Source organism: Flavobacterium sp. Sd200 (assembly GCF_009826935.1).
Taxonomy (GTDB): domain Bacteria; phylum Bacteroidota; class Bacteroidia; order Flavobacteriales; family Flavobacteriaceae; genus Flavobacterium.
The window spans coordinates 260,697-285,929 of the sequence record NZ_WUMN01000002.1; the positions used below are offsets into that span (position 1 = coordinate 260,697).

22 protein-coding genes are annotated in these 25,233 nt (G+C 41.4%); 16 read left to right on the plus strand and 6 right to left on the minus strand.

Features of this window, described 5'->3' with window-relative positions:
• Positions 1 to 4 precede the first annotated feature (4 nt).
• Both GR160_RS07240 and GR160_RS07245 read right to left on the minus strand, forming a co-directional pair.
• Positions 5 to 3,085 (minus strand): efflux RND transporter permease subunit, encoded by a 3,081-nt coding sequence (locus tag GR160_RS07240; RefSeq protein ID WP_160749197.1) that lies wholly within the window; start codon positions 3,083 to 3,085, stop codon positions 5 to 7.
• Between the two features lie 3 nt (positions 3,086 to 3,088).
• Positions 3,089 to 4,162, minus strand: coding sequence for an efflux RND transporter periplasmic adaptor subunit (locus GR160_RS07245; protein WP_160749198.1), 1,074 nt, complete (start codon positions 4,160 to 4,162; stop codon positions 3,089 to 3,091).
• A 182-nt stretch (positions 4,163 to 4,344) separates the two neighbouring features.
• Between GR160_RS07245 and rpe the strand changes: the two genes are divergently transcribed.
• From rpe to GR160_RS07260, 3 genes are all read left to right on the plus strand, one after another.
• Positions 4,345 to 5,007: a ribulose-phosphate 3-epimerase gene (gene rpe / locus GR160_RS07250; RefSeq protein ID WP_160749199.1), complete on the plus strand. Its 663-nt coding sequence runs from the start codon at positions 4,345 to 4,347 to the stop codon at positions 5,005 to 5,007.
• A 490-nt stretch (positions 5,008 to 5,497) separates the two neighbouring features.
• Complete coding sequence (locus tag GR160_RS07255) at positions 5,498 to 6,088, plus strand: outer membrane beta-barrel protein (protein ID WP_160749200.1); 591 nt, start codon at positions 5,498 to 5,500, stop codon at positions 6,086 to 6,088.
• A 216-nt stretch (positions 6,089 to 6,304) separates the two neighbouring features.
• Entirely contained in the window at positions 6,305 to 8,548 is a 2,244-nt protein-coding gene (locus tag GR160_RS07260) for a TonB-dependent receptor (protein WP_160749201.1), read from the plus strand.
• Positions 8,549 to 8,633: 85 nt separating this feature from the next.
• Here the strand turns inward: GR160_RS07260 and GR160_RS07265 are convergent, their stop codons facing one another.
• Positions 8,634 to 11,033 (minus strand): outer membrane beta-barrel family protein, encoded by a 2,400-nt coding sequence (locus GR160_RS07265; RefSeq protein ID WP_160749202.1) that lies wholly within the window; start codon positions 11,031 to 11,033, stop codon positions 8,634 to 8,636.
• Positions 11,034 to 11,285: 252 nt separating this feature from the next.
• Here GR160_RS07265 and GR160_RS07270 point away from each other — a divergent pair, with 252 nt between their 5' ends.
• Both GR160_RS07270 and GR160_RS07275 read left to right on the plus strand, forming a co-directional pair.
• Positions 11,286 to 12,638 carry a sensor histidine kinase KdpD gene (locus GR160_RS07270; RefSeq protein ID WP_160749203.1) on the plus strand — a complete coding sequence of 451 codons (1,353 nt, stop codon included), beginning with the start codon at positions 11,286 to 11,288 and terminating at the stop codon, positions 12,636 to 12,638.
• Positions 12,635 to 13,330 (plus strand): response regulator transcription factor, encoded by a 696-nt coding sequence (locus GR160_RS07275; RefSeq protein WP_160749204.1) that lies wholly within the window; start codon positions 12,635 to 12,637, stop codon positions 13,328 to 13,330. The genes GR160_RS07270 and GR160_RS07275 overlap by 4 nt, the downstream gene beginning before the upstream one ends.
• A gap of 92 nt (positions 13,331 to 13,422) precedes the next feature.
• Here GR160_RS07275 and GR160_RS07280 read toward each other — a convergent pair whose 3' ends face one another.
• The 3 genes from GR160_RS07280 to GR160_RS07290 form a co-directional block, all read right to left on the minus strand.
• Complete coding sequence (locus tag GR160_RS07280; protein ID WP_160749205.1) at positions 13,423 to 13,809, minus strand: acyl-CoA thioesterase; 387 nt, start codon at positions 13,807 to 13,809, stop codon at positions 13,423 to 13,425.
• 3 nt (positions 13,810 to 13,812) lie between these two features.
• The gene (locus GR160_RS07285) at positions 13,813 to 14,820 is read right to left on the minus strand and encodes a beta-ketoacyl-ACP synthase III (RefSeq protein ID WP_160749206.1); all 1,008 of its coding nucleotides are present in this window, start codon (positions 14,818 to 14,820) and stop codon (positions 13,813 to 13,815) included.
• 103 nt (positions 14,821 to 14,923) lie between these two features.
• Positions 14,924 to 15,889, minus strand: coding sequence for a GlxA family transcriptional regulator (locus GR160_RS07290; protein ID WP_160749207.1), 966 nt, complete (start codon positions 15,887 to 15,889; stop codon positions 14,924 to 14,926).
• 163 nt (positions 15,890 to 16,052) lie between these two features.
• Here GR160_RS07290 and GR160_RS07295 point away from each other — a divergent pair, with 163 nt between their 5' ends.
• The 11 genes from GR160_RS07295 (at position 16,053) to GR160_RS07345 (ending at position 25,184) form a co-directional block, all read left to right on the plus strand.
• Entirely contained in the window at positions 16,053 to 16,472 is a 420-nt protein-coding gene (locus tag GR160_RS07295; protein ID WP_160749208.1) for a DoxX family protein, read from the plus strand.
• A gap of 15 nt (positions 16,473 to 16,487) precedes the next feature.
• Positions 16,488 to 17,015: an SRPBCC family protein gene (locus GR160_RS07300; RefSeq protein WP_160749209.1), complete on the plus strand. Its 528-nt coding sequence runs from the start codon at positions 16,488 to 16,490 to the stop codon at positions 17,013 to 17,015.
• 8 nt (positions 17,016 to 17,023) lie between these two features.
• A complete protein-coding gene (locus GR160_RS07305; RefSeq protein ID WP_160749210.1) occupies positions 17,024 to 17,482 on the plus strand; it encodes an SRPBCC domain-containing protein in 459 nt (152 codons plus the stop codon).
• A gap of 107 nt (positions 17,483 to 17,589) precedes the next feature.
• Positions 17,590 to 18,021, plus strand: a complete 432-nt coding sequence (locus tag GR160_RS07310) for a VOC family protein (protein ID WP_160749211.1) — start codon at positions 17,590 to 17,592, stop codon at positions 18,019 to 18,021.
• A gap of 80 nt (positions 18,022 to 18,101) precedes the next feature.
• On the plus strand, positions 18,102 to 18,602 hold the full coding sequence (locus GR160_RS07315; protein WP_160749212.1) for a DinB family protein: 501 nt from the start codon (positions 18,102 to 18,104) through the stop codon (positions 18,600 to 18,602).
• 1,002 nt (positions 18,603 to 19,604) lie between these two features.
• Entirely contained in the window at positions 19,605 to 20,432 is an 828-nt protein-coding gene (locus GR160_RS07320; RefSeq protein ID WP_160749213.1) for a prephenate dehydratase, read from the plus strand.
• Positions 20,429 to 21,574: a pyridoxal phosphate-dependent aminotransferase gene (locus tag GR160_RS07325; RefSeq protein ID WP_160749214.1), complete on the plus strand. Its 1,146-nt coding sequence runs from the start codon at positions 20,429 to 20,431 to the stop codon at positions 21,572 to 21,574. Before GR160_RS07320 ends, GR160_RS07325 begins: the two co-directional genes overlap by 4 nt.
• 81 nt (positions 21,575 to 21,655) lie before the next feature.
• On the plus strand, positions 21,656 to 22,534 hold the full coding sequence (locus tag GR160_RS07330) for a prephenate dehydrogenase (protein WP_160749215.1): 879 nt from the start codon (positions 21,656 to 21,658) through the stop codon (positions 22,532 to 22,534).
• Positions 22,535 to 22,628: 94 nt separating this feature from the next.
• Positions 22,629 to 23,711 carry a bifunctional 3-deoxy-7-phosphoheptulonate synthase/chorismate mutase type II gene (locus GR160_RS07335; RefSeq protein ID WP_160749216.1) on the plus strand — a complete coding sequence of 361 codons (1,083 nt, stop codon included), beginning with the start codon at positions 22,629 to 22,631 and terminating at the stop codon, positions 23,709 to 23,711.
• Between the two features lie 43 nt (positions 23,712 to 23,754).
• Entirely contained in the window at positions 23,755 to 24,393 is a 639-nt protein-coding gene (locus GR160_RS07340) for a hypothetical protein (RefSeq protein ID WP_237421183.1), read from the plus strand.
• A complete protein-coding gene (locus GR160_RS07345; RefSeq protein WP_160749218.1) occupies positions 24,384 to 25,184 on the plus strand; it encodes a hypothetical protein in 801 nt (266 codons plus the stop codon). The genes GR160_RS07340 and GR160_RS07345 overlap by 10 nt, the downstream gene beginning before the upstream one ends.
• Positions 25,185 to 25,233: the final 49 nt, after the last annotated feature.

Consider the following 25,233-nt stretch of genomic DNA (forward strand, 5'->3'; position numbering starts at 1 on the left):
AATATTACAGGTCTTTGATGGCATCAAACTCAGGGCGGTGCTTTTTAGCGCGCGACCACATGTAGTAAATAGCAGGTATAACAAAAAGCGTTAGCACCAGTGAGAAAACCGTTCCTCCCACAATCACAACCCCCATGCCTATACGGCTGGTAGAGGCTGCCCCTAAAGACATGGCAATAGGCAATGCACCTAACGCAATGGCAAGACTGGTCATTAATATAGGGCGAAGACGGGACTCAGCAGCTTCCATAATAGCATCATATTTGGGCTTGCCCTCTTCCCGAAGCTGGTTGGCAAACTCTACTATCAAAATACCGTTCTTGGTTACGAGACCAATAAGCATAATAGTGCCTATCTGACTAAAGATGTTCCATGTCTGCCCAAAAAGCCATAGTGACAGCAATGCCCCGGCAACCGCCATTGGCACCGTTAATATAATAATAAACGGATCTATAAAGCTTTCAAACTGTCCTGCAAGAATTAAATAGATAAGCAACAATGCAAGTCCAAACGCAAACATAGTGTTAGAGCTACTCTCCACAAAGTCACGCGATTCTCCGCTCAGGTCGGTAGTAAAAGTATCATCGAGTACTTTGGCTTTGGCACGCTCCATAGCTTCGATACCGTCGCTTATACTCATTCCCGGCGCAAGACCAGCCGACACAGTGGCCGACATAAACCTGTTGTTGTGGTACAACTGCGGCGGGCTGCTTTGCTCTTCTACCGTTACAAGGTTGTCTAACTGTATGAGCTGCCCTGTGTTACTTTTAACGTAAATAGAGGTAAGATCCAGCGGTTTTTCGCGGTCGGGTTTATCAAATTGCCCTATTACCTGATACTGTTTGCCGTTCATCATAAAATAACCAAAACGCTGGCCACTTAATGATAGTTGCAGTGTTTGCGCCACATCTAACATCGACACGCCAAGACTTTGCGCTTTTTCGCGGTCTATAGTTACGTTGATCTCAGGCTTATTGAATTTCAGGTTCACATCAGTCATCGAAAAGGTAGGATCTTTACTTACCTCATCCATAAACTCCGGCACTTTTTCGCGCAGCTTCTCAAAGTTGGGTGCCTGAATAATATATTGTATAGGGAAACCACCACGACGGTTAACGGCAATAGTAGGCTGCTCTGACACTGACACCCTTGCTTCCGGATAGCGCTTGGTCCATTTACTAAGATCATCAGCAATTTCCTTTTGTTTGCGGGTGCGCTCTTCCGGTTCCTTAAGTGCAAGCCTGATACGCCCGCTATTTACAGACGCGGAGCCAAAACCAGGTGAAGTAATAACAAGATTCACTTTCTTTTCAGGGATGGAGTCGTTTATAAGCTGCTCCATTTCCTGCATAAAACGGTCCATATAATCGTAAGATGCACCTTCGGGTGCTGTAATGTTAAGTCCAACAAAACTGCGGTCATCATAAGGAGCCGTTTCTTTTTTAAGAATGCTGAAGAATAGTCCTATCAGTCCAAGACAAACTATAAGTATAGGAATACTAACCCATTTGCGTCTCATGAACGAGGTTAGCATTTCGGCATAACCACTGTTCATCTTTAAGAAATAGGGCTCTGTAAAATCGTAGAATTTTGATTTTTTATGTACGCCGCCTTTTATAAGATAGGCGTTAAGCATTGGGGTAAGAGTAAGCGACACAAATGCCGAAATAAGCACTGCCGAGGCTATTACGACCCCAAATTCCCTAAACAGCCTGCCCACAAAACCTTCTAAGAATATTACCGGAAGGAATACTGCAGCAAGTGTAACTGAGATGGAGATAACCGCAAAAAAGATTTCGTTACTTCCCTTTAATGCAGCCTCAATAGGACTCATTCCCTCTTCTACTTTTTTAAAGATATTTTCGGTTACCACAATACCGTCGTCTACCACAAGGCCTGTTGCCAGTACAATAGCCAAAAGCGTAAGTACATTGATAGAAAAACCTGCAATGTACATTATAAAAAACGTAGCAATAAGCGATACCGGTATATCCAGCAATGGCCTTAATGCAATAGCCCAGTCTCTAAAGAAAAGATAAATAATAAGCGTTACCAATATAACCGATATACCCAAAGTTTCTACAACTTCCAGCACCGATTTTTTAATGAATACAGTATTGTCTATGGCAATATTTAGCTTAAGGTCTTCGGGCAGTTCGTTTTTAAGCTGTTCGTATTGTTTATAAAAAGCATCGGCAATTTCAATATAATTGGTTCCGGGCTGCGGAATGATGGCAAGCCCCACCAGCTGCTGCCCATTGTTGGTCATCTTGGTTTCAAGATTTTCCGGGCCTAATTCGGCACGACCTACATCACTAAGGCGCACAATTTTATCGGCATCAGCCTTAACAATAATGTTATTAAATTCTTCGGGTGTGGCAAGGTTGCCCAATGTCTTTACTGTAAGTTCAGTATTGGCTCCTGTAAGTTTACCGGTAGGCAACTCTACATTTTGTGTGCTCAGGGCATTGCGCACATCGGCAACAGTAACACCATAGGCCGCCAGTTTTACGGGGTCTACCCACAGACGCATGGCATATTTTTTTTGCCCCCATATTTGTACGCTACTCACACCGGGAATAGTTTGCAGTCTTTCAGCAATAACATTCTCGGCATAATCGCTAAGTTCCAAAGGGTCGCGTTGACCGCTTTGCACGGTCATGGTAATAATAGGCTCAGAATCGGCATCGGCCTTACTCACCACAGGAGGTGCATCTATATCCTGCGGAAGGCTGCGGAGTGCCTGCGATACTTTATCGCGCACATCGTTAGCAGCTTCTTCAAGGTCTTTTTCGAGTTCAAACTCAATAGTAATGTTACTCGATCCCTGGTTGCTGGACGATGTTATGTTCCTTATACCATCTATAGAGTTAATCGCTTTTTCTAACGGCTCTGTAATTTGCGATTCAATAATATCTGAATTAGCACCCGCATAACTGGTCCGCACCGATATTTGTGCAGGGTCAATAGACGGAAACTCTCGCACGCCCAAAAAAGTATAGCCAATAAACCCGAACAGGATTATGGCTACATTCATTACAATAGTAAGAACAGGACGTTTTATGCTTAAGGTAGATAAACTCATAAATTATTTATTAGGAGTTACCGATACCTTAACCGGGGCATCATTTTTTAGCGTAAGTACACCTGTGGTAAGCACCGTGTCTCCCGGTTTTAAACCACTAAGCACCACAATGTCTTTACTTGTTCGGGTTCCGGTCTCTACCATAACCTCCTGCGCTTTTCCGTCTTTGGCAATAAACAGCTTTTTGCCGTCCTGTACAGGTACAATAGCCTCTGTTGGCACGGTGTAGGCATTTTGAGTTTTATCGAGCGTTAGGGTAATGTTGGCAAAAGTGCCCGGTATAAGTTTGCCATTAGGATTAGGTGCAAGGGCACGCATGCGCAATGTTCTAGTTGCAGCTTCGACAGCAGGCTCTAAGGCATATATGGTAGCTTCATGCTTTTGGCTGTCTCCTGCTACTGTAAACTGTATTTTAGAGTTTACCTTCATTTGTGAAGCATATTTTTCGGGAATCGAAAAAGTTATCTTTACCTCGCTGCTGTTTACCAATGTTGTTATAAGTGTTTGCGGGGTTACATAAGTGCCCGGAGATATGTTGCGCAAACCTATAGTACCTGTAAACGGCGCGCGAATTGAGGTTTTTGCAATTTGGGCATTTAGCAGTGCGGTTTGTGCCTGTGCAGTTTTAAAATCGGCGCTGGCAATATCATATTCTTCCTGGCTTATGGCTTCTTTTTCTAAAAGCAGTTTTGCCCTGCGCTCATTCTCAGATGCCAGATTTTGCCTTGTTTTGGTCTGGCCTGCCTGGGCACGCAATTCTATATCGTTTATCTTTACAAGCACCTGGCCTTTTTGAACTGTAGAGCCTTCCTTAAAATAAATATTCTGCGCAATGCCCGATACCTCGGTCGTAATCTGCACCTGCTCATTAGCCTCTATGGTTCCTGTTAACGAAAGGGTATTATTAAACTCTCCCGGTTTTACCACAACGCCGCTAACAGCCATAGGCGGTTTATTGCCGCCACCTCCTTTGCCGGAGTTCTCTGCATTTTGCTTTTTGTTTTCTGCTATCCTGTAATAAACAAGTCCGCCAAGGCCAAGCAGCAACACAGCATAAACAACATATTTAATTTTCATAAGGTGATTTTATTGTATATAGTTTAGCAAATCTAAAATAAACAGTTCGTTTTTTTAGGCTTTTAATATTTAAAAATGATGAATTTAATACACCACTACAATGTTTGAGACACTTTTTAAACCAAAAGGTTTAATGCCCCGCAGTAAAAATTTTATCTTTGCACCAATAACATAACTACCTGATGAAAAATACTTTTATTGCACCCTCTGTACTATCGGCAGATTTTGCCAATTTGCAGCGCGACATCGAAATGATAAACAGCAGCGAAGCCGACTGGTTTCATGTTGATATTATGGATGGTGTTTTTGTACCCAACATTTCTTTTGGCATGCCTGTGCTGGAAGCCATAAGCCGTCATGCTAAAAAGACCATCGATGTACATTTAATGATAGTGAACCCAGATCAGTATATCAAAACCTTTGCAAAGCTTGGCGCCAATAACCTTATTGTGCATTATGAAGCCTGCACCCACCTGCACCGCACACTACAGGCTATAAAAGCCGAAGGCATGAAGGCCGGAGTTGCCCTAAACCCGCACACCAATGTTAACCTTTTGGAAGATATTATTAATGATATTGATCTTGTTTGCATTATGAGCGTTAATCCGGGCTTTGGCGGACAAAGTTTTATTGAGAACACCTACACTAAAATTAAAAATCTTAAGGAGAGCATTACCCGAAAGGGAGCATCAACGCTTATTGAGATAGATGGTGGAGTGACCAACAAAAATGCCAAACAGCTTATAGAGGCCGGCGCCGATGTTTTGGTTGCCGGAAGCTATGTTTTTGGCGCACCCGATCCTGTTGCAACAATAGCAAACCTTAAAGAAATAGTAAAGGGATAACACTCTAAATAAGTAAATTAAAAGCAAATTCATACATACTAAAATATATTATTGCAGTATTTTCTTACTTAAAATTAGTTTTTAATAAGTTTTACTACTAATGAATTTTACAATATGAAGATATGTTAGCCCATCATCTTTAAAAATTACGCATAAAGAGTTAACAAATACACTCAAATTCATAAAATTAACAACATAATTAAATTAAATTAAAAAATAGATTGACTTAGCGTATTTTTTTACATAAATTTATTTCAAATTTAACATTGTGTTGCCAATTAGCCATAAGCCGCAAGTATTGGCTAATTGAAAGTTGTGGATGTCAACATAATTAGTGTATTTTTTTTCTTTTTGAAAGCATAAGCCCCGTTTCCCAGCGGGGCTTATTTATAATACCCCGTCAGAATTTGTTTAATAAAACTTTAGGCAATACTTAACAAAGCTTAAACAAGTCAAAGAGTAATTTTGAGACAAATCAAATCAACTCAAAATGAAAAAATTAATTTGTTCACTGGCTTTATTAGCTTTCGGCCTTGTTCAGGCACAGGAAACACCAACAACAGGCGGCGGTTTTAACCAGGGTGATATATTTATTACAGGTTCAATAGGAATAGGTTCTGAATCTACCGGAGACAATAAAACCAACTCATTTAATATCTCCCCCAAAGCAGGCTATTTTTTAACTCCTAATATAGCACTTGGTGTTGCATTAGGCTACACATCAGGCAAAGAAGAAGCACCAGGCACTCCCGATGTTAAAACAAGTGAACTATCGGTAGGAGCCTTTGGAAGGTATTATGTAACTCCTGCTAACAGTTTCTCTGTATTTGGAGAACTTGGTGTAGATTATATTCACTCTAAAATCGAAGCCGTTACCGAAGACAACAGTAACGCCATGCGTATTGGTCTTGCACCCGGTGTAAGTTATTTTATATCGCAAAACTTTGCATTGGAAGCTAAATTTGGGATTCTTAGCTACAGAACCGATAATCCAGACGCTGATGGTGTAGAAAATACTGACCAGTTTAACTTCGGCCTTAACCTTAGCGACATTAGCATCGGTGCCATCTACAGGTTTTAAACATCAATACACCTAAACAAGAGAGCCTGAATTCATTTAGAATTCAGGCTCTCTTGTTTTATCTAATAGGGTCTCCAAAAAAGTATTCATTATGACTCGAGTCAACTTTACATCTTCAAATTTTACATCAGCTAATTTTATTTGTAAATTTTATTAAAAATAATTTTTAGTCTAAACTAAATATTTACTTTTGTAAAGCTAATTATAAAATTACCCATGAAGATATTTTACATTATATGCCTGCTAACCAGCTTTACAGTATTTGCACAAACAGGAACAATTAAAGGAACTGTAACCGATGGGAAACAAACCATACCCGCTGCCACAGTAATTTTAAATCCAACAGGGAGAGCTATTGCTGCCGACACCGACGGAAATTATGAGATTAAAGAGGTATCTTTTGGTACTTACGAAATAATTTTTAGTGCCGTTGGCTTAAAAACTATCCGAAAGAAAGTGACTATAAACAGCACCGCGCCTGTAGTGCTGAACGTCACTTTACAGGAAGACAGCCAGGCACTGGAAGAAGTGGTAATCACCGGAACCATGAAAGAGGTTAGCCGAACCGACAGCCCCATACCTGTAGAGATCATAACTCCGAAACTTTTTAAAAAGAACCCCACACCCAGCCTGTTTGAAGCCGTGGGCATGATAAACGGCGTGCAGCCGCAGCTTAACTGTAACGTATGCAACACAGGCGATATTCACATCAACGGAATGGAGGGGCCATACACTATGATATTGATAGATGGAATGCCTATAGTAAGCTCACTGTCTACAGTATATGGCCTAAGTGGCATACCTAATAGTTTGGTAGAACGTATCGAGGTGGTTAAAGGCCCGGCGTCATCATTATATGGGTCAGAGGCTATGGGAGGCATTATTAATGTAATTACAAAAACACCTTATAAAGCACCGCAAATTAGTGCTGACTATTTTGTTACCAGCTGGGGCGAGCACAGCCTTGATGGTGCTGTTAAATTTAAAGCAGGCAAAGCAACCTCGTTATTAGGGCTTAACTACTTTAACTATAATGTAAAGGCAGATAAAAACCATGATAATTTTACAGATGTAACACAGCAGGACCGTATTTCTGTTTTTAACAAATGGAATTTTGACCGCAAAGAAAATCGCCTTTTCAGTCTTGGCGCCAGATATGTTTATGAAGACCGCTGGGGCGGCGAAATGCAATGGAATAAACAATGGCGCGGCAGCGACAGCATTTATGGCGAAAGTATTTATACCCGTCGTGCAGAACTTATAGGGCTTTATCAGCTACCAACCACCGAGCGCATTTTTACACAATTTTCTTATAACTGGCACGACCAGAACTCTTTTTACGGAGACACGCCTTATATGGCTACACAACAGGTGGGCTTTTTGCAGGCATATTGGGATAAAACTTTTGCCGGAGGGCACAACTTTTTGTTGGGTGCTGCAATGCGCTACACTCATTATGACGACAACACACCCGGTACTGCCGATGCTAACGGAAACAATAAACCACAGAAAACCCCTTTACCCGGACTTTTTGTTCAGGACGAATGGAAACTGAATGATAAACACACCGTTCTTGGCGGTTACAGGTTTGACTATGATGAACATCATGGAGGCATACACTCGCCAAGGGTGGCCTATAAATTTTCTCCTAACAATAACAACACTCTTCGCGCCAGCTTTGGCACTGGCTTTAGGGTGGTAAACCTTTTTACAGAAGACCATGCCGCACTTACCGGTGCCCGCGAAGTAGTAATTACCGAAGCCTTAAACCCCGAGCGTTCTTACAACAGCAACCTTAACTATGTACTGAAAGTGCCCACAGATGCTGTACATATTACATTTGACGCCACAGGCTTCTACTCTTATTTTACCAACAAAATTGTAGGCGATTTTGACAGCGACCCAACAAAAATAATTTACGACAACCTAAACGGGCATGCCATATCTCAGGGGGTATCTCTTAACACCGATCTTGTTTTTACAATCCCGCTTAAGGTTATGGCAGGCATTTCATACATGGATGTTTTCCAAAAAGAAGACAACGGTATAGGAGGTAAAACCAAAGTACAGCAACTCCACGCACCAAAATGGTCGGGTAATTTTATTGCCACATATACCTTCCCTAATAATTTTAGTCTGGATGTTACAGGCAACTGGTATGGACCAATGCGACTGCCAATATTGCCTAATGATTATAGGCCGGAATATTCGCCATGGTTTTGTATTGCCAACCTGCAGCTTACCAAAAAACTGGACTATGGCCTGGAGTTTTATGGCGGCGTAAAAAATGTTTTTGATTTTGTACCTAAATATGCGCTTATGCGTCCGTTTGACCCTTTTAATAAAACAGCCGATGACCCGGTGAGCAACCCCAACGGCTATACATTTGACACAGCTTACAACTATGCATCTTTACAAGGCAGACGTGTGTTCCTGGGGGTAAGGTATAATTTGTTTTAAGAAAGTTTAGTCACGAATTGCACGCAAACGAACTGGCAGGTCAATTACATTAGTGCTAATTTGTGCAATTCGTGACTATAAAAATTTACAACCTCGACTTTTCTTCGCTGTCTTCTTTTTGGGCTTTACCCTGTAGCTTTTGGTTTCCAAAGCGATACCTGAACTGTATCCTGAACGTTTGACTGTCGTTCCAAAGGTCGGCTGTACTGTACTGATTGCTGTAATTAGTTGTTATAGTTTGCCTCTGTCCTTTATAAATATCAGAGAACAGCAACGCTACCTCTGCCTTTCCATCGGCAAAAATCTTTTTAATATTGCATGACAGGCTCGACATACCGCTAATCTCATAGGCTCCGCTAACTACCGGTGACTGATAAAAAAAGCTTGCCTCAGCCAGCCAATCTTTCTTTTTACTCAGGTTAAAACGATTGTTCATATTGCCGTTGCCATACCATTTATTGTTGGTAAACAGTTGCCTGTCCGGCCCCATAAAAGTGTTTTCGCGATAACCGCCCTCTACCTGACCCGACAGCTGCCACCATTCAAAAATATCAAAGCTGGTATTGAAGCTAACACCTGCATCGGCATTATTATCTATATTGGTAAACTGTGTAATGGTGGTATTGGTGGCATAATCCTGATAGGTTATTTCCATAGCAGGGTCTTTGCGGTAGTTGTAATAAAGATCAATATTATACTTATTGTTCAGTGTATAGAGAATGCTAAAATTATGGCTAATGGCGGGTTGCAGGCGTGGATCGCCCGTGCTGTAGCTGTAAGGTGTTGCATACAACCTGAATGGGTTTAACGATGAATACTGCGGCCTTATAATTCGTTTGCCGTAAGACACCCCTATTTGGTTATTGTCGTTTGCCTTATACATAGCATAGAGAGTAGGGAAAATTTTAAAATAATCCTGAGTGTTAATCTGCGCTGTAGTAACAGAGTTACCCTTCAGTTTAGTATATTCCCCACGCAATCCGGCTTTAAGGTTCCATTTGCCAAACTCTTTTTCTGCCCCGGCATATCCGGCAAAAACATCTTCATCATATAAAAATAAATTATCGGTAGCCGTGGGTTGTGGTAGTTGGGTGTCTTCATTTCTTAGCAAAAAATCATTATCTGCATTTACATTACCATAGCGCAGTCCTGCCTCTATAGCAAAACCTTTAGCCTCTCCGGTGTAATCTGCCTGAGACGAAAAAAGGCTTATACGGCGGCTATCATCACTGTTAATAGTGTTGTATCGGTAAGGGTCGGCAGCCGGCAACGCAAAAACACTGTGCACCCTTTGATCCTGGTCAAAATGATGGCGGGTATAATCTGAACTGAAACTAACCTTATTTTTATTATTGAATTTATGCTCAAAAGTGGCTGTAACAGTATTGTTCTTTTGTGGATATTTACGGTGGTTATGGGTATCGAATCCCGACTCTAAGTCTCCCGCTGCATCATAAATAGACGTCGAGGTATTTACATTAGCTGTGCTTTTAAGGCTAAAAAAACCATTTACACCTGCACTGACCGTATTAAGGCTGTCTATCTGATAATCAGCAGCTACATTATAGCTGTTTTGCGATGTAGACCTGTAGTGTGTTACTTCTCTGTTTTTCCACACCGATTCGGGCTGTCCATTATCATCAAGGTAGCGCACCTCACCATTACTGGTTCCGTAATAATGCCCTGAGCCATACATATAGCCTCCATAAATAGAGAACTTTTCGTTTTTATAGTAATGATTGCTGGATAATACACCTTTTGGGTATCGGGTTTGCTCAAATGCACCCGAAAGCGACGATTTATAGCCCAACTTGCCGTTCTTTTTCATTTTTATGTTAAGCACAGCACTGCCCTGCGCCTCATATTTTGCCGGAGGTGTTGTAATAACCTCAATCGATTTTATGTCATCTCCGTTGGTATTTTCTAAAAGGTTGCGCAGCTCGGTTCCTGTAAGATACACTTTTTTATCGTTAATAGTAACCAGTATGCCTTCGCTACCCCTTATAGAAAGCCCGTTAACTCCGATAGTTACACCCGGTGTCTTTCGTAATATTTCCCAGGCATTATCACTTGAAAGTATAGAATTCTCCACATCAAATTCCAGCCTGTCGGCTTTGCGTTTTACTATAGGTCTTTTACTGTTTATAACCACATCGCTTAACTGTTTTGCCGCCTCACCAAGCATAATAACGGGTAGTTTAGTATATCCGTTAACAGTAACCTGAGAGGCATGTTCAGCAAAACCAAGAGTGCTTACTTTAAGTTTATAATCTCCGTTAGCAATATCTTTAATCTCAAAACCGCCATCTTCTTCAGTATGAGATTTTTGCACAACAGAATCCTGCGCAGTAAGCAGCAGTACATCGGCAAAAGCCAGGGGCTGCCCTGTTTTGTCGGTCACCTTGCCTGTAAGGGCAGGGCCTTGTGCAAACCCTGCCATGCATAACAATAATAAAATAGTAGTGATGATTGATGATGAACCCATTATATTTTGATAAGGTTGATTGATTGTGCTGCAAATCTCTGCAATTGCTTTAAATATATGGGTTAATGCTGGGTTAACGGAGGGTTAATGAGATTTCTATCCTCCTGAAACATCCTTACCTCTCCTTTTGTTCCTTATACCTTAAACCTCAACGTTTTTACCCTCAAGGTTAACGCACGGTTAACGCAAAAAAATTACTTCTGTAAAACACACAAAAACAGTAGCTTTGTATATTATAGATGTTTGTGACCAATGAAACACAAAATACCCCTACTCATTACCGGATGTGTTCTAACTGTGGCTGCACTGGCATGCATACAGGCTTACTTTATTAAAAACACCTATAAACTGTATGCACGTGAGGCCGACCACACGATAAGACAGGAACTTTTGGCTCTTGAAACCACGGGTAAGCTGGACAGCCTTAATGCTGTATGGATGAAAAAAACCACTTATTTTGTTGCTCAGTACAATGAAGGTACAGTTACAAAATCGCAATATGTAGACCTTATAGAAAAGATAAGAGATTCACTTTCTACTGTAACAAATGAGTTTATAAAGAAAAATGGCTTTTTCGAAGAATATGATGTAAGCTATAACAACTATGTCACGCAGGCAGTAGTATTCAGGGGCGGCGGGCTTAAAGCCGATACAATATTTAAAGGTAAAATGCTGCTGTATGGTAATAAGACTGATGAAGCCCATGAGATTCCTGCTTCGCAATCTAAATGGGATGGCAGCACCGTAGACGCCGGATGTTTAGGCAATAAGCGAGAATTTGAAGTTATATCATCGCGCACCTACAGCATAGCCAACTGGCAAAAACAGGTACTTGGCAAGATGCTGGGGCTGCTGGTATTTTCTATAATACTCATACTATTGGTAATTATACTGTTTTACTGGTCTATTAAAAATCTTATTACCCAAAAAAAGATAGCCGACATAAAGACCGATTTTGTAAATAATATTACGCACGAGTTTCAAACGCCAATTGCCGCCATGGATATTGCCGTAAAAACCCTTCAGCACAAAGAGGCAAAACTTACACCGGAGCAGCTTAGCAACACACTTGCCATTATTAGCAGGCAAAACCAGCGCATGCAAAAAATGGTAAGCCAGGTAACTAAAGCCTCATTAAGCCACCACAACATTAATACTGAACATGCCGAAGCATTAGCCTGCAACGACGTTAACGAAATGGTTCACGATTTTATGCTGTCGCACCCGCAGGTTACATTTACCTGCACTGCCAGCGAGGGCACATCGGTTTACATAGACCGCCTGCATTTGTGCACTGTATTGCATAACCTGCTGGACAACGCCATAAAATATGGAGGAACAGATATTGCCATAGCTTTTAAAAACACTGGTAAACACGTTACCCTTACCGTTACAGACAATGGCATTGGAATTCCGCAAAAAGAAAAAGTTGCCGTGTTCGACAAATTTTACCGTGTCGAAAAAGGTAATGTACACACTACAAAAGGATTGGGTTTAGGCCTGCATTATGTGCGCGAAATTGCCGAAGCTTATAAAGGCAGCATATCGGTTAGTGGTAACGAAGGCCACGGCAGCACCTTTACTCTATTGATACCTACGCCATGAAACACATTTTATTAGCCGAAGACGATTTTGATTATGCCAGTATTTTAAAACAGTATCTTGAGCTTTCCGGCTTTAAGGTTACCTGGGCTAAAGACGGTGCCGAAGCACTTACTGTTTTTAGTTCGATCAATCCAGATATTTGTGTTTTTGATGTAATGATGCCCAACATGGATGGCTTTACCCTTGCCGAAAATGTTATAAATAACTACTCAGATACCCCGGTGGTTTTCCTGACTGCAAAAGGTTTAAAGGAAGATAAAATAAAGGGGCTTAAACTAGGTGCCGACGATTATGTTGTGAAACCTTTTGAGGCCGATGAACTTATTTTGCGTATAAACAATATACTGCGCCGCTCGCAACGGGCATTTACAACCACCGCCACACAACCAACACATGATGACCTTGCTATTGGCGGATACACATTTAACAGCACCAACTATACACTCAACCACACCAATATACAGCACCGCTTAACCGAAAGGGAATCTAACCTTATTGCCTACCTCAATGCCAACCGTAACCGCATGATAAAACGCGAAGATATTTTACAGGAAATTTGGGGTAGCGACGATTTCTTTTCAGGCCGCAGCATGGATGTTTTTATAAGCCGCTTACGCAAATATTTTAGCGAAGACCCATCCATATCTATTGTTGGGTATCGTGGGCTGGGACTTGAGTTTAATGTGGGATAAAATATAGGCAACCAATCTTAAAATCATTATATCGGTAATAAAAAAAGCCGTTAGTTTTAAACTAACAGCTTCTAAACTTTTTAAACTTAAAACTACTTAAGTATAGCCGTAGGTTCTTTATTTTCATCTATGGCAACGAAGGTAAAACTGCCTGTTATGGCTTTTTCACGCTTTGTGCTGTACATATCTTCTACAAATATTTCAACCTGTACTTTCATACTGGTGTTGCCAATGTGTTCAACCTTGCCAATAAGTTCGGCAAAGGTTCCGGCTGGTATAGGCTTTTTAAAATCGATACGGTCGCTGCTTACGGTAACCACACGCTGGCGGCTAAAACGGGTTGCGGTTATAAAGGCAACCTCATCCATCAGGTGCATTGCCGCACCACCAAAAAGAGTATCGTAATGATTTGTTGTGTTAGGGAAAACGGCTTTAAAAATATGGGTTTCGGCAGCGGCAATCTTTTCTTCTAATGTCATTATTTAATTTTGTCGTGTTCTTAAATTGCCCCATACCGCTAAGCTGGCACCCCATGTAAAACCGGCACCAAAGGCTGTAAACAATATTTTGTCGCCCGGTTTAAAATCGGCCTGATAGTCCCACAGGCACAGTGGCAGGGTTGCAGCGGTTGTATTGCCGTAACGCTCTATATTTACTTTAACCTTATCTTTATCTACGCCAAGATTTTGACCAACGGCATCTATAATGCGTAGGTTTGCCTGGTGCGGCACTACCCAATCTATATCATCGGCAGTAAGGCTGTTGCGCTCTAAAACATCTTTACAGGCAGTTGTCATGCCGTTTATAGCATTTTTAAATACCGTGCGTCCGTCCTGTTGTACAAAATGTTGTTTTTGGTTAACGGTATCTTCGTTAGAACCTAATGCTGACCCTCCGGCAGGAACTGACAGAAACTGTACTCCCTTACCATCTGTACGGAAAATATTATCCTGTATTCCCACACCTTCGTGGTTAGGCTCTAAAAGTACTACACCACTGCCATCACCAAAAAGTATGCAGGTGTTACGATCTTCATAGTTCACTATACTGCTCATTTTATCGGTACCGGCAACAAGCACTTTTTTATAGCGGCCTGTTTCTACCAGTGCAGCACCTGTAGAGAGTGCATATAAAAATCCGCTGCATGCCGCATTGAGATCAAAAGCAAAAGCGTTTTGCAGGCCTGCTTTTTCGCACACAGTTACTGCTGTAGGTGCCAATAGCCTGTCGGGTGTAGAGGTTGCTAAAACAAGGCAATCAACCTCAAGAGGATCTATACCTGATTTTTCTATTAAATCTTTAATGGCTAAAACCGTCATGTCTGATGTTGCCATGAGCGGGTCGCTTGCAATTCTTCTTTCTTTAATTCCGGTACGTGCCACGATCCATTCGTTCGTGGTGTCTACCATTTTTTCAAGAGCAGCATTATCTAAAACAGTATCGGGCACATATCCGCCTATAGCTGTAATTACTGCATGTGTTGTATTCATTTTGTTCGTGACGTTGGAACGGCAAATATACCAACAATCTTACTTATAGAAAAATAAACATGCAGCAACTATTCTAAATATTGGCAAATTGCAAAGAGATGCCTTATACCATCTGTCCGCTAAATTTTTCGCGATACATTTTTGGCGTCATGCCTACCGTTTTTTTAAATAGTGCCCTAAAAGTTTTGAGGTCGTTATATCCGCTTTCAAGCATTACTTCAAGTATACTGCACCGCGATTGTTCCAGCATTTGTTTGGCAGCTTCAATACGGGTTTTTTGTAAATACTCTATTGGTGTTATGCCTGTTACCAGTTTAAACCTGCGCACCAAGTTGCGGCGGCTGGCAGGAACATCGGTAATAAGTTCTTCTATGGTGTTAACGCTACTAAAGTGCTTTTGTATTTTTTCCTGGGTTTGTTTTACCAACACATCGCCATGGTCGTGAATGGGGGTAAATGTACCAAAATAGGTTTGTCGGTTACGGTCAAGATCTATGCTAAAAAGCTTAGCAGCACGCACTGCCACTTTTTTACTGCAATAAATTTCGAGCAGCAGCATGAGCAAATGAAAAGTGTTGGTTGCCCCTCCGCTGGTGTACACCTTATCTTTCTCTGTAACCACTGCATGAGGTTGCAGCTCTACATTAGGAAAAAGTTTCGCAAAGTTATTTTCGGCATCAATATGTGTGGTTGCGGGCTTACCGTCTAACAGTCCGCTGGCAGCCAGCAAAAAAGCCCCTGTACAAAAACTGGCTATGGCAGCACCTTTGGCATGTTGCTTTTTTAGCCACGGTACCCACGGCATGTTATCTTTAACAGCATCGGCAATGCCATCGTGTTTAAAAGAAGGTATCAGTATCAATTCATAATCAACTGTATCGTTAGCTGCCTTTGGAGTATGCCCATTAAAATCAGGTGCATCATGCCCGGATTGGTACAACAGGTCTATAGCAAAAGGTTTTGGGTCGCCGTCTTCTTCATAAAAACGGTTTGCGGTTTCAAAAACATCCAAAAGTGCAGCCGCGCTAAGCAGGCGATGGTCTTTTAAAAGTAATATACCTACGTACATATACAATATTGAGATTGTTGGTTAAACAAATATAAAAATGTTTTGTCTTAAATGCCCCCTCATATTGACTTTTTAGCGGTCTACCGTCTCAAACATAACATATTAAATTTGTCATAGCAGTATAAAATTATTAAATTCATAAAAATTTAAACCAAACACCTTTATGAAAAAATTATTAAGTCCTTTATCGTTAGACACTGATGTTGCCGCCCTGCTGCTGCGCATTATTTTTGGTGGCATGTTTGTATATTATGGCTACGGCAAAATACAAAACTACGACACTATACTGCCCATGTTTGGAGACATTATAGGCATTGGCCCAAAACTGTCTTTTAACCTTGTAATTTTTGCCGAGTTCTTTTGTGGGTTGTTCATACTGCTGGGGCTTTTTACGCGCCTATCGGTAATACCAACATTTATTACCATGATAGTAGCCTACTTTATTGCCCACGCCAATGACCCTTTTGATGCCAAAACACCTGCATTTTTGTTCATGGTGCTGTCATTGCCCTTATTTGTATTAGGCAGCGGTAAATATTCTGTAGATGCGCTGATATTTAAAAAGAAAAACACCGATAATTAACAAAAAACAAACCTCATGAAAGTTTTAAAGATCATTTTAATTATTATCCTTGCACTCATAGCCCTGCCGCTTATAGCCGCGCTGTTTGTCAGCAAAGACTATTATATAGAACGCAGCATTGTAATAAACAAACCAAGACCGGAGGTATTTGATTATGTTGCCAGACTTAAAAACCAGAAAGACTATAGTGTTTGGGTACAGGCCGACCCCAACATGAAACAGGAATTTATTGGCACCGACGGCACTGTTGGCTTTGTAAACACATGGAATGGCAATGAAGAGGTGGGCGAAGGCTCTCAAAAAATAACAGCCATTGTACCTAACGAACGTGTAGATGTAACCATGCATTTTATTCGCCCGTTTGAAGATTTTATGGATGGCAGCACCATTACTAAAGATACTGTTGGTGGCACAAAGGTTACAAATATAGTTAAGGGCGTGAGTGCCTACCCTATGAATATTATGAACCCATTTTTAGACGACATGATAGCCCCTGACATTGAAAAGAACCTCAGCAACCTTAAAAATGTTCTTGAGAAATAACAGGCATTATGAAAAACGTCATTCTTCCAAAACATCCGGATCATACAATAGAAAACAAACGACAAGTTAACGCAAACAGGAACACTGTATATAAAGCTGTTACATTAGCCGGGCATCTTAGCAAATGGTGGGGACCAAACGGTTTTACAAACACCTTCAATAAATATGAATTAAAAGAGGGAGGCCTTTGGGATTTTGTGATGCATGGGCCCGATGGAAACGACTATCATAACCAATCGGTTTTTATAAAAATTGAAGAACCGAAAGTTGTGGTTTTCAATCATATTGTTCCTCCGGAATTTCAGGCAGTGATTACTTTAAAAAAAATCACACCAGAAAAAACACAGATAACATTCCAGCAGGTATTTGAAACCGCCGAAGCCTGTGCAAAACTGAAAGATTTTTGCCTTGAAAAAAATGAGGAAAACCTGGATAGACTGGAAGCAGAACTCGAAAAGATGAAATAATTACGAATTTCAAATTACGAATTGCTTCATCGGTCTATTATCTCAAGTCTATCATCTATTATCTCTCATTTCAATTCTCACATCTACAACCTCAAATCTAATAAGTCATGAAATTAGTCAACCCGTATTTGAACTTTAACGGCAAAACCGAAGAAGCCTTTAACCTTTATAAAGCTGTTTTTGGCGGAGAGTTTGCCATGATAATGCGTTTTAAAGACACACCCGGCTGCGAGAATATGCCCGAAGTAGAACAAAACCACATTATGCACATTGCCCTGCCTATAGGCAACAATGTTATTATGGGTACCGATGTGCCTGAGAGTATGCCGCAGGTAACCTTTGGCACAAGCATATCGTTATCTGTAAATGTAGAAAGCCGCGAGGAAGCCGACCGAGTATATAAAGGCCTTAGCGAGGGCGGAAAAGAAATTATGCCCATGCAGGATATGTTTTGGGGCGACTACTACGGCCAACTTACCGATAAGTTTGGCATACAATGGATGGTAAGCTACAACGAAGAATTCTCTAAACCCGAATAACCATGTTTTTGTTTGCCACCCTAAAGTTTGTTCCGCACAAAAAAAGGGCGGCAAACAAAAAAACCAAAACTAAAAACACCATGCCACAACAAATAGTAAATCAACTGGAAACCGCCCTTGGCGAAACCATTACATTGCTTTCGGGCTTTGATGAAAAAGACCTTAACACCGTTCCGTTTGAAGGAAGTTGGACGGCAGCACAGGTGGGCAGGCACCTGTTTAAATCGCAGGATGGTATAGACACCCTGCTCGCCGCAGCCACCCCGGCTGCAGACCGCGCACCTGATGCCCGAGCTGAAGAGTTTAAAAAAATATTCCTGGACTTTAGCACCAAGATGAAGTCACCCGATTTTATCCTGCCCGAAAATAAAGAATTTGATAAAGAAAGGCTGATACAGTCGCTAACGGATACTAAGGAGAAAATGGTGGAAGCCGTACAGGAAAACGACCTTACCGGCATTGCACTACTGCCGGATGCGCACCCACTGAAAGGCAGCACAAAACTGGAAATTGTTTATTTTGTTACCTACCACACTATGAGGCATAACCACCAGATAAAGAAAATCAGGGAAGTGGTTTAGAAAGTCGCATACCAAACCCCTGTACAAAGGAATAGGGGAGCCAACGGATGGCTAGAGTTGGGCAACAATTTATGTTTAATACCTATTATGAATATAATTTAGTCCGTCAGTAATTTACATAAATAAATTACAATTCTACCACAAAGGCCACGAAGTTTTCACAAAGCTCACAAAGCAGTTTGAATAATTTTGTACACGACGGACAACAAGTTGTCTTACGAAGTCCACAAGGCATTGTGACTGGTGCTGTTGGCAGATATAGCTTTGTGAACTTAAAAAGCGAAGCGTAATACCTTGTGCACTTCGTGAAAACTTCGTGCCCTTTGTGGTAAGAAACAATCATTTTTAACCTTTGTTTGAAAAAGAGCAATCTATATTAATAAATGGTATAATATGCTATATAAAACATTTGAGTATAGCTGCTTCCTCCCTTTTGGCTACTGTGTAACCACATATTTTTTTGTAGGCTATACCGCAAAGATTCGCAAAGGGAGCGCAAAGATACACAAAGAAGAAAGGAAGTTTGCACCATTTGTGCGAGAACTCAAAGCGATGACTTATAGTAATGTAAGAGCCAATAATCATCAATAAGAATTACATAACGCTTTGTGGTCTCATGCCAAAGGCATAAACTAAATTATTTATATAAGTATTTTTTGCCTTTGCGAATCTTTGCGCTCCCTTTGCGAATCTTCGCGGTAGAATCCACGAAATTTTATACGGCAGCTCCGAAAAAGACGTGAGCGGCTACCCTCAGGAGGACACCATGCATAATGAAAATATTTATTATGCCTTAAAATTGTTAAAAATAAATTTGGAAGCAAAGAAAAAATTACTACATTAGCCACATAACATTTACGCAATGAACACGGCAATATTTTTTAACACCTATTTTTATTTCTTCTGGAATGAGGACAGGGGTTGTATTGTTGTATAAGAACTAAAAAAGAAATAAAACAATAGATATAATCCCGATGCAAATCGGGATTTTTTTTTGACCTTATGGAAACAAAAATTGCAATACAGGGCATTAAAGGATCTTTTCATCATCAGGTGGCAGGAATGTGGTTTGGGGCAGACGCACCGTTAGACGAATGCATGTCGTTCCCCGCTCTGGTGCAGAGCCTTACTGAAAACCGCTCGGCACTGGCAGTGATGGCTTTAGAAAATTCTATTGCCGGGTCTATCATCCCCAACTATGCTTTAATAGACCACAACAACCTGCACATTATTGGCGAGCATTACCTTAATATCCACATGAACCTAATGGCACTTGGCGGTCAGGCTATTGAAGATATCACAGAGGTACACTCCCACCCTATGGCGCTGTTGCAATGCAGCGAGTTCTTCAGGCAATACCCACACATTAAACTGGTAGAAAGTGTAGACACCGCCGAGACTGCACAGCGCATACACAACAACAGCCTTAAGGGCATAGCCGCCGTGGGCAGCCCCATTGCCGCCGAAATGTTTGGCCTTACCATACTGGCAGCAGGTATACACAACATAAAAAACAACCAAACGCGCTTTGTTATCCTCAAAACACAAAACAAGGCACTGCCTAAAGAGGAAATCAATAAGGCATCGGTCAAATTTGAGCTTGAAGATACTCCCGGAAGTTTAGCAACAGTGCTTAACGTTATGAACAACTGCAAGCTGAACCTAACCAAGATACAAAGCATGCCTATTGCCGAAACGCCATTTAAATACTCTTTTTTTGTAGATGTGGTGTTTGAAAAGTATAAGCATTATGAAAAGGCAAAATCGATATTAGAACTAATGACCACCCATTTTAAAGTATTGGGCGAATATAAAAAAGGAAACGCATGATAGCAGCTGCGCAACGGCTTGAAGAAGTTAAGGAATATTACTTTTCGGCAAAATTAAGGGAAGTCAGGCAAATGGTGGCCGACGGCAAAAAGGTAATCAATATGGGTATTGGCAGTCCCGACCTGCCTCCGTCTCAGACGGTATTAGAAGCTATCAGCAGCTCTTTTACCGATGCCAAAGCACACGAATACCAAAGCTATCAGGGCCTGCCGGAACTGCGCGAAGCCATTGCCGGTTTCTACAGCAACCACTTCGGCGTAAGCCTTAACCCTGCAAACGAGATACTGCCGTTAATGGGCAGCAAAGAGGGCATAATGCACATTAGCATGGCCTTTTTAAACGAGGGCGACAAGGTGCTTATCCCTAATCCGGGCTACCCTACCTATACATCGGCAACAAAGCTGGTGGGCGGTGTGCCTGTGTTCTATAATTTATCGGACACCAATAACTGGGAACCTGATTTTGAAGCATTGGAAGCATCTGATTTATCGGGTGTAAAAATAATGTGGGTCAACTACCCGCACATGCCCACGGGTGCCAAGGGCAACAAAGCCATGTTTGAAAAACTTATTGCCTTTGCTAAAAAACACGACATACTACTGGTTAACGACAACCCTTACAGCTTTGTGCTGAATACAGAACAGTTGTCGGTTTTTCAGGTAGAGGGTGCAAAAGATGTGGCACTGGAACTGAACTCACTGAGCAAGACCTTTAACATGGCCGGGTGGCGCGTGGGCATGGTGAGCGGGAGTGCCGCCCATATAGATGCAGTGCTGAAAGTAAAAAGCAACATGGACAGCGGCATGTTTTACGGCATACAAAAAGGGGCCATTGCTGCATTAAACAGCAGTGATGAGTGGTTTACAAACCTCAACGAAATTTATGCACGCCGCAGGAACCTGATTTTTAAACTGGCCGACTTGCTTGGCTGCACCTATGATGCCAACACTGCCGGGCTGTTTGTTTGGGCAAAATTACCGGGTGGTATAGCAAATGCCGAGGCTTATGTAGACAGCATTTTGTATGATAAACATATTTTCCTAACGCCGGGAACAGTGTTTGGCAGTGCCGGGGAAGGTTATGTAAGATTTTCGCTGTGCGCACCCGAAGAAGTGATTGAAGAAGCAATTAAACGATTTTAGTTTCAGGTTTAAAGTTTCATGTTACAGTTCCTACACCTCAGAACCTGAAACTTTAAACCTGAAACCTAAAACTAAAAAAATATGAATGTAACAATAATAGGATTAGGTTTAATAGGCGGTTCCCTTGCGCTGGATATAAAACAGGCATATCCTGACGCTAAAATATCAGGCATTGATGCCAACGAGAAACACGTTGAGGAAGCTTTACTGCTGGGCATTATAAGCCACGGAGTATGCACAGGCAACGGTCAGGCCGAACTTACCGACATAGCCGCCCTTAAGGAAGCCGACTGGATAGTGCTCGCCATACCTGTAAACCTTATTACCAATGTGCTGCCACAGGTGCTCAATGTAATAAAAGACGACGCCATAGTTTTTGATGCAGGCTCTACCAAAGCAGCCATTTGCAAAGCGGTAGAAAATCATTCGCGGAGGCGCAACTTTATTGCCACTCACCCTATTGCCGGTACCGAATTTAGTGGACCATCGGCAGCCATAACAGGCTTGTTTAACGGCAAGACCAATATTATTTGCGAAGTAGAGAAAACCGCCTTTAAGCTACAGGAAAAAGCACTGGAACTGTTTAAAGCCGTAGGCATGCGCATCAGGTACATGGACCCGGTTTCACACGATACGCATATAGCCTATGTATCGCACCTTTCGCACATCAGTTCGTTCATGCTGGGTAAAACGGTTATTGAAAAAGAGAAAGACGAACGCGATATCTTCGACATGGCAGGCAGTGGTTTTGCCAGTACGGTGCGCCTTGCCAAGAGCTCGCCCACCACATGGGCATCGATATTTAAAGAAAACAAAACAAACGTTAGCAGTGCATTGCAGCAGTATATTGCTAATTTGCAAAAGTTTCAGCAACTGCTGGAGCAGGACGATTTTGAAGGGATATTTCAGGAAATGGAAGACACCAACAGGATAAAGGATATATTGAACGGGATAAAGTAGATGACAGATATTGGATTTGAGATTTGAGACATTAGACAAGAGATAAAAGACTACAGAACAAAGACATTAATAAAATATAAAAAGACATTAGAATATGGAAAATAGTACCGCCCTCCGCACATGGTTAGACGATTTCAAACTGGAACATCCACTGGTTATTGCCGGGCCATGCAGTGCCGAGACCGAAGAGCAGGTTTTAAAAATAGCACACGAGCTTAAAGACAGCGATGTGAGCATATACCGCGCAGGCATCTGGAAACCCCGCACACGCCCGGGCGGGTTTGAGGGCGTAGGAGCCATTGGCCTTAAATGGCTGCAAAAAGCCAAAGCCGAAACCGGACTACTCATGGCTACAGAGGTAGCTAATGCCACACACGTAAAGCTGGCGTTAGAGCATGATATTGACGTACTGTGGATTGGCGCACGCACCACGGTAAACCCTTTTGCCGTACAGGAAATTGCCGATGCACTAGCCGGTACCGATAAAATTGTACTGGTTAAAAACCCTGTAAACCCGGATTTGGCTTTATGGCTGGGTGGCGTAGAGCGCCTTTACAACGCAGGCATTAAAAAACTGGGGGTAATTCACCGTGGGTTTAGCACGTACGAAAAAACAAAATACAGAAATATACCGGAATGGCAGCTGGCTATTGAGCTGCAAAATAAATTCCCTGACCTGCCCCTGATTATAGACCCAAGCCACATTACCGGCCGCCGCGACCTGATACAGGAAGTAAGCCAGCAGGCACTCGACCTTAATTATGACGGGCTTATTATTGAAACACATACCGACCCTGACAATGCCTGGAGCGATGCTGCACAGCAGGTTACCCCTACCCGCCTTAAGCAGATTTTTGAAGACCTTAAGGTGCGTAAAGAAGTGGGTACCGATGCCGATTATGACAAAAGAATGGCAGGCCTGCGTATGAACATTGACGAGTATGACAACAAGATAATCGAAATTTTAGGCAAGCGTATGGCAGTAGCCGGACAGATCGGCGCACTTAAAAAAGAGTTTAACGTTGCCGTACTGCAAAACAAACGCTGGAACGAAATTCTGGATAAAATGACCGCCCAGGGTGCCGACAAAGGCCTTGGTAAAGATTTTATTGTAGATATTTTTAAGGCCATACACCAGGAGAGTATAAGCCAGCAGGAGAAAATTATAAATAACTAAAGAATTGCCTCATAAGTTTGGCCGCTGTTTAATATCTTTAACTATGATTATTAAACAGCGGTTTTCTTTTTTAATGGCATTTTTTTTTATGCTTTACGGAGCATGTACTTTGCATGCCCAATTACTACCCGACAGTATACACATAAACACTAAAATTTATGCAGTAGCTAATAATGGTAGTGACATATTTCAGAGCGAATATGGCACAACTTTATTAAAAGGTAAAAGTTCATACACGATAAAGGGCACAGGAAAAACCATTAGTAAAAAAAAGATAGAAAGTCTAATCGGTGCCAGTAGTGAAAGGATGTCTTTTGAAGAACATTTCAAGAATACAGGCATTGATACCCTGACGATTAAAAACAGGACACGACAACTCCTGAACGATGACTTTGAGTGGACACCCCTTCAAGCTGACTATATTTTACCTTTATTGCATGATATTAACTACTACAGAAGACTATACGAAGAGGGCTTTTACGCAAACGGAGACTTTAATATTGGCACAAGTCATTACCGTTTCAAAAAGAAATTTCATATTACAATCTACACAAAAAATCAAATTGCAGGTTTCGGCACTACGACATCCGTATCCGGCTGTGCCTTACCTTACACTACAAACGATGGCACAGAAAACTACAACCCAAAACTAAAAAAGCACTGGCGGCTATATTGCAAATAGAATGTTATGAAAAAAAAGGGCGTGAATTAACCCATGAACTCGCCAATAAAATAATTATTGACAATGCACAGCGTCTTCGTGAACTTCAGGCAGAAAAGCACAGCAGTTATATTGAGGACCTCAAAAAAACTTTTATTGTCGAAAATGCACAGGTAGATAAATTTACAAATATGTACCTTTTTTTACTTCGCACTGCTGATATGCCTCAAAACATGCATATAAACTTTTATGCTACAGAACAAAAAAACAGGCTCACCACGGCAGATTCACTTGTAGTAAAATATAAGCAGATAGTTTACAGAATAAACCAAATAAGTTTTATCAATAATTATTTGCAACAAGATCCTGAAACCCACCTTTATATTGAGTTTAAAAATCATAAACCTATTGATTCTGAAATTATAAATGAGGTTAATACGAATCCTGCACTATGGGCTAAACATGATAAATATCAAAAAGAACAGGAAGAACATGCTGAAAAATATCCGGAAAGCAAACAACATCTTTTTGATGCTATTCGGTATTCTGTTCAGCAGAATTGCGGATGCAACGTTCGCTATGACGAAAACAAAATAAAGGATGCTATATCTTTTAAAATTGTAACCCCACAGGCAGAACACGAAGGTAACGGCACATCAAGCTGGCTCCTGCTTCCCGACGGTCGCATATTGTTATATTTTATGCAAGGGGACAAGGCTATGTATTTTGACTACAGCACCTGGGGGAATAAATTTACGGGAGTTCAAAGACCCTGCAAGGTGTTCGATGATCAGGGAAAAGTCTTAAATTAGTTACTACCGCCTCTAAAAATTAGCATCGCGATATTAAGCATATTACTAT

Excerpts from the sequence above, each read along its gene's own strand:
- GR160_RS07240 (WP_160749197.1), bottom strand. The coding sequence starts at position 3,085 with ATGAGTTTATCTACCTTAAGCATAAAACGTCCTGTTCTTACTATTGTA.
- GR160_RS07245 (WP_160749198.1), bottom strand. The coding sequence starts at position 4,162 with ATGAAAATTAAATATGTTGTTTATGCTGTGTTGCTGCTTGGCCTTGGC.
- rpe (WP_160749199.1), top strand. The coding sequence starts at position 4,345 with ATGAAAAATACTTTTATTGCACCCTCTGTACTATCGGCAGATTTTGCC.
- GR160_RS07255 (WP_160749200.1), top strand. The coding sequence starts at position 5,498 with ATGAAAAAATTAATTTGTTCACTGGCTTTATTAGCTTTCGGCCTTGTT.
- GR160_RS07260 (WP_160749201.1), top strand. The coding sequence starts at position 6,305 with ATGAAGATATTTTACATTATATGCCTGCTAACCAGCTTTACAGTATTT.
- GR160_RS07265 (WP_160749202.1), bottom strand. The coding sequence starts at position 11,033 with ATGGGTTCATCATCAATCATCACTACTATTTTATTATTGTTATGCATG.
- GR160_RS07270 (WP_160749203.1), top strand. The coding sequence starts at position 11,286 with ATGAAACACAAAATACCCCTACTCATTACCGGATGTGTTCTAACTGTG.
- GR160_RS07275 (WP_160749204.1), top strand. The coding sequence starts at position 12,635 with ATGAAACACATTTTATTAGCCGAAGACGATTTTGATTATGCCAGTATT.
- GR160_RS07280 (WP_160749205.1), bottom strand. The coding sequence starts at position 13,809 with ATGACATTAGAAGAAAAGATTGCCGCTGCCGAAACCCATATTTTTAAA.
- GR160_RS07285 (WP_160749206.1), bottom strand. The coding sequence starts at position 14,820 with ATGAATACAACACATGCAGTAATTACAGCTATAGGCGGATATGTGCCC.
- GR160_RS07290 (WP_160749207.1), bottom strand. The coding sequence starts at position 15,889 with ATGTACGTAGGTATATTACTTTTAAAAGACCATCGCCTGCTTAGCGCG.
- GR160_RS07295 (WP_160749208.1), top strand. The coding sequence starts at position 16,053 with ATGAAAAAATTATTAAGTCCTTTATCGTTAGACACTGATGTTGCCGCC.
- GR160_RS07300 (WP_160749209.1), top strand. The coding sequence starts at position 16,488 with ATGAAAGTTTTAAAGATCATTTTAATTATTATCCTTGCACTCATAGCC.
- GR160_RS07305 (WP_160749210.1), top strand. The coding sequence starts at position 17,024 with ATGAAAAACGTCATTCTTCCAAAACATCCGGATCATACAATAGAAAAC.
- GR160_RS07310 (WP_160749211.1), top strand. The coding sequence starts at position 17,590 with ATGAAATTAGTCAACCCGTATTTGAACTTTAACGGCAAAACCGAAGAA.
- GR160_RS07315 (WP_160749212.1), top strand. The coding sequence starts at position 18,102 with ATGCCACAACAAATAGTAAATCAACTGGAAACCGCCCTTGGCGAAACC.
- GR160_RS07320 (WP_160749213.1), top strand. The coding sequence starts at position 19,605 with ATGGAAACAAAAATTGCAATACAGGGCATTAAAGGATCTTTTCATCAT.
- GR160_RS07325 (WP_160749214.1), top strand. The coding sequence starts at position 20,429 with ATGATAGCAGCTGCGCAACGGCTTGAAGAAGTTAAGGAATATTACTTT.
- GR160_RS07330 (WP_160749215.1), top strand. The coding sequence starts at position 21,656 with ATGAATGTAACAATAATAGGATTAGGTTTAATAGGCGGTTCCCTTGCG.
- GR160_RS07335 (WP_160749216.1), top strand. The coding sequence starts at position 22,629 with ATGGAAAATAGTACCGCCCTCCGCACATGGTTAGACGATTTCAAACTG.
- GR160_RS07340 (WP_237421183.1), top strand. The coding sequence starts at position 23,755 with ATGATTATTAAACAGCGGTTTTCTTTTTTAATGGCATTTTTTTTTATG.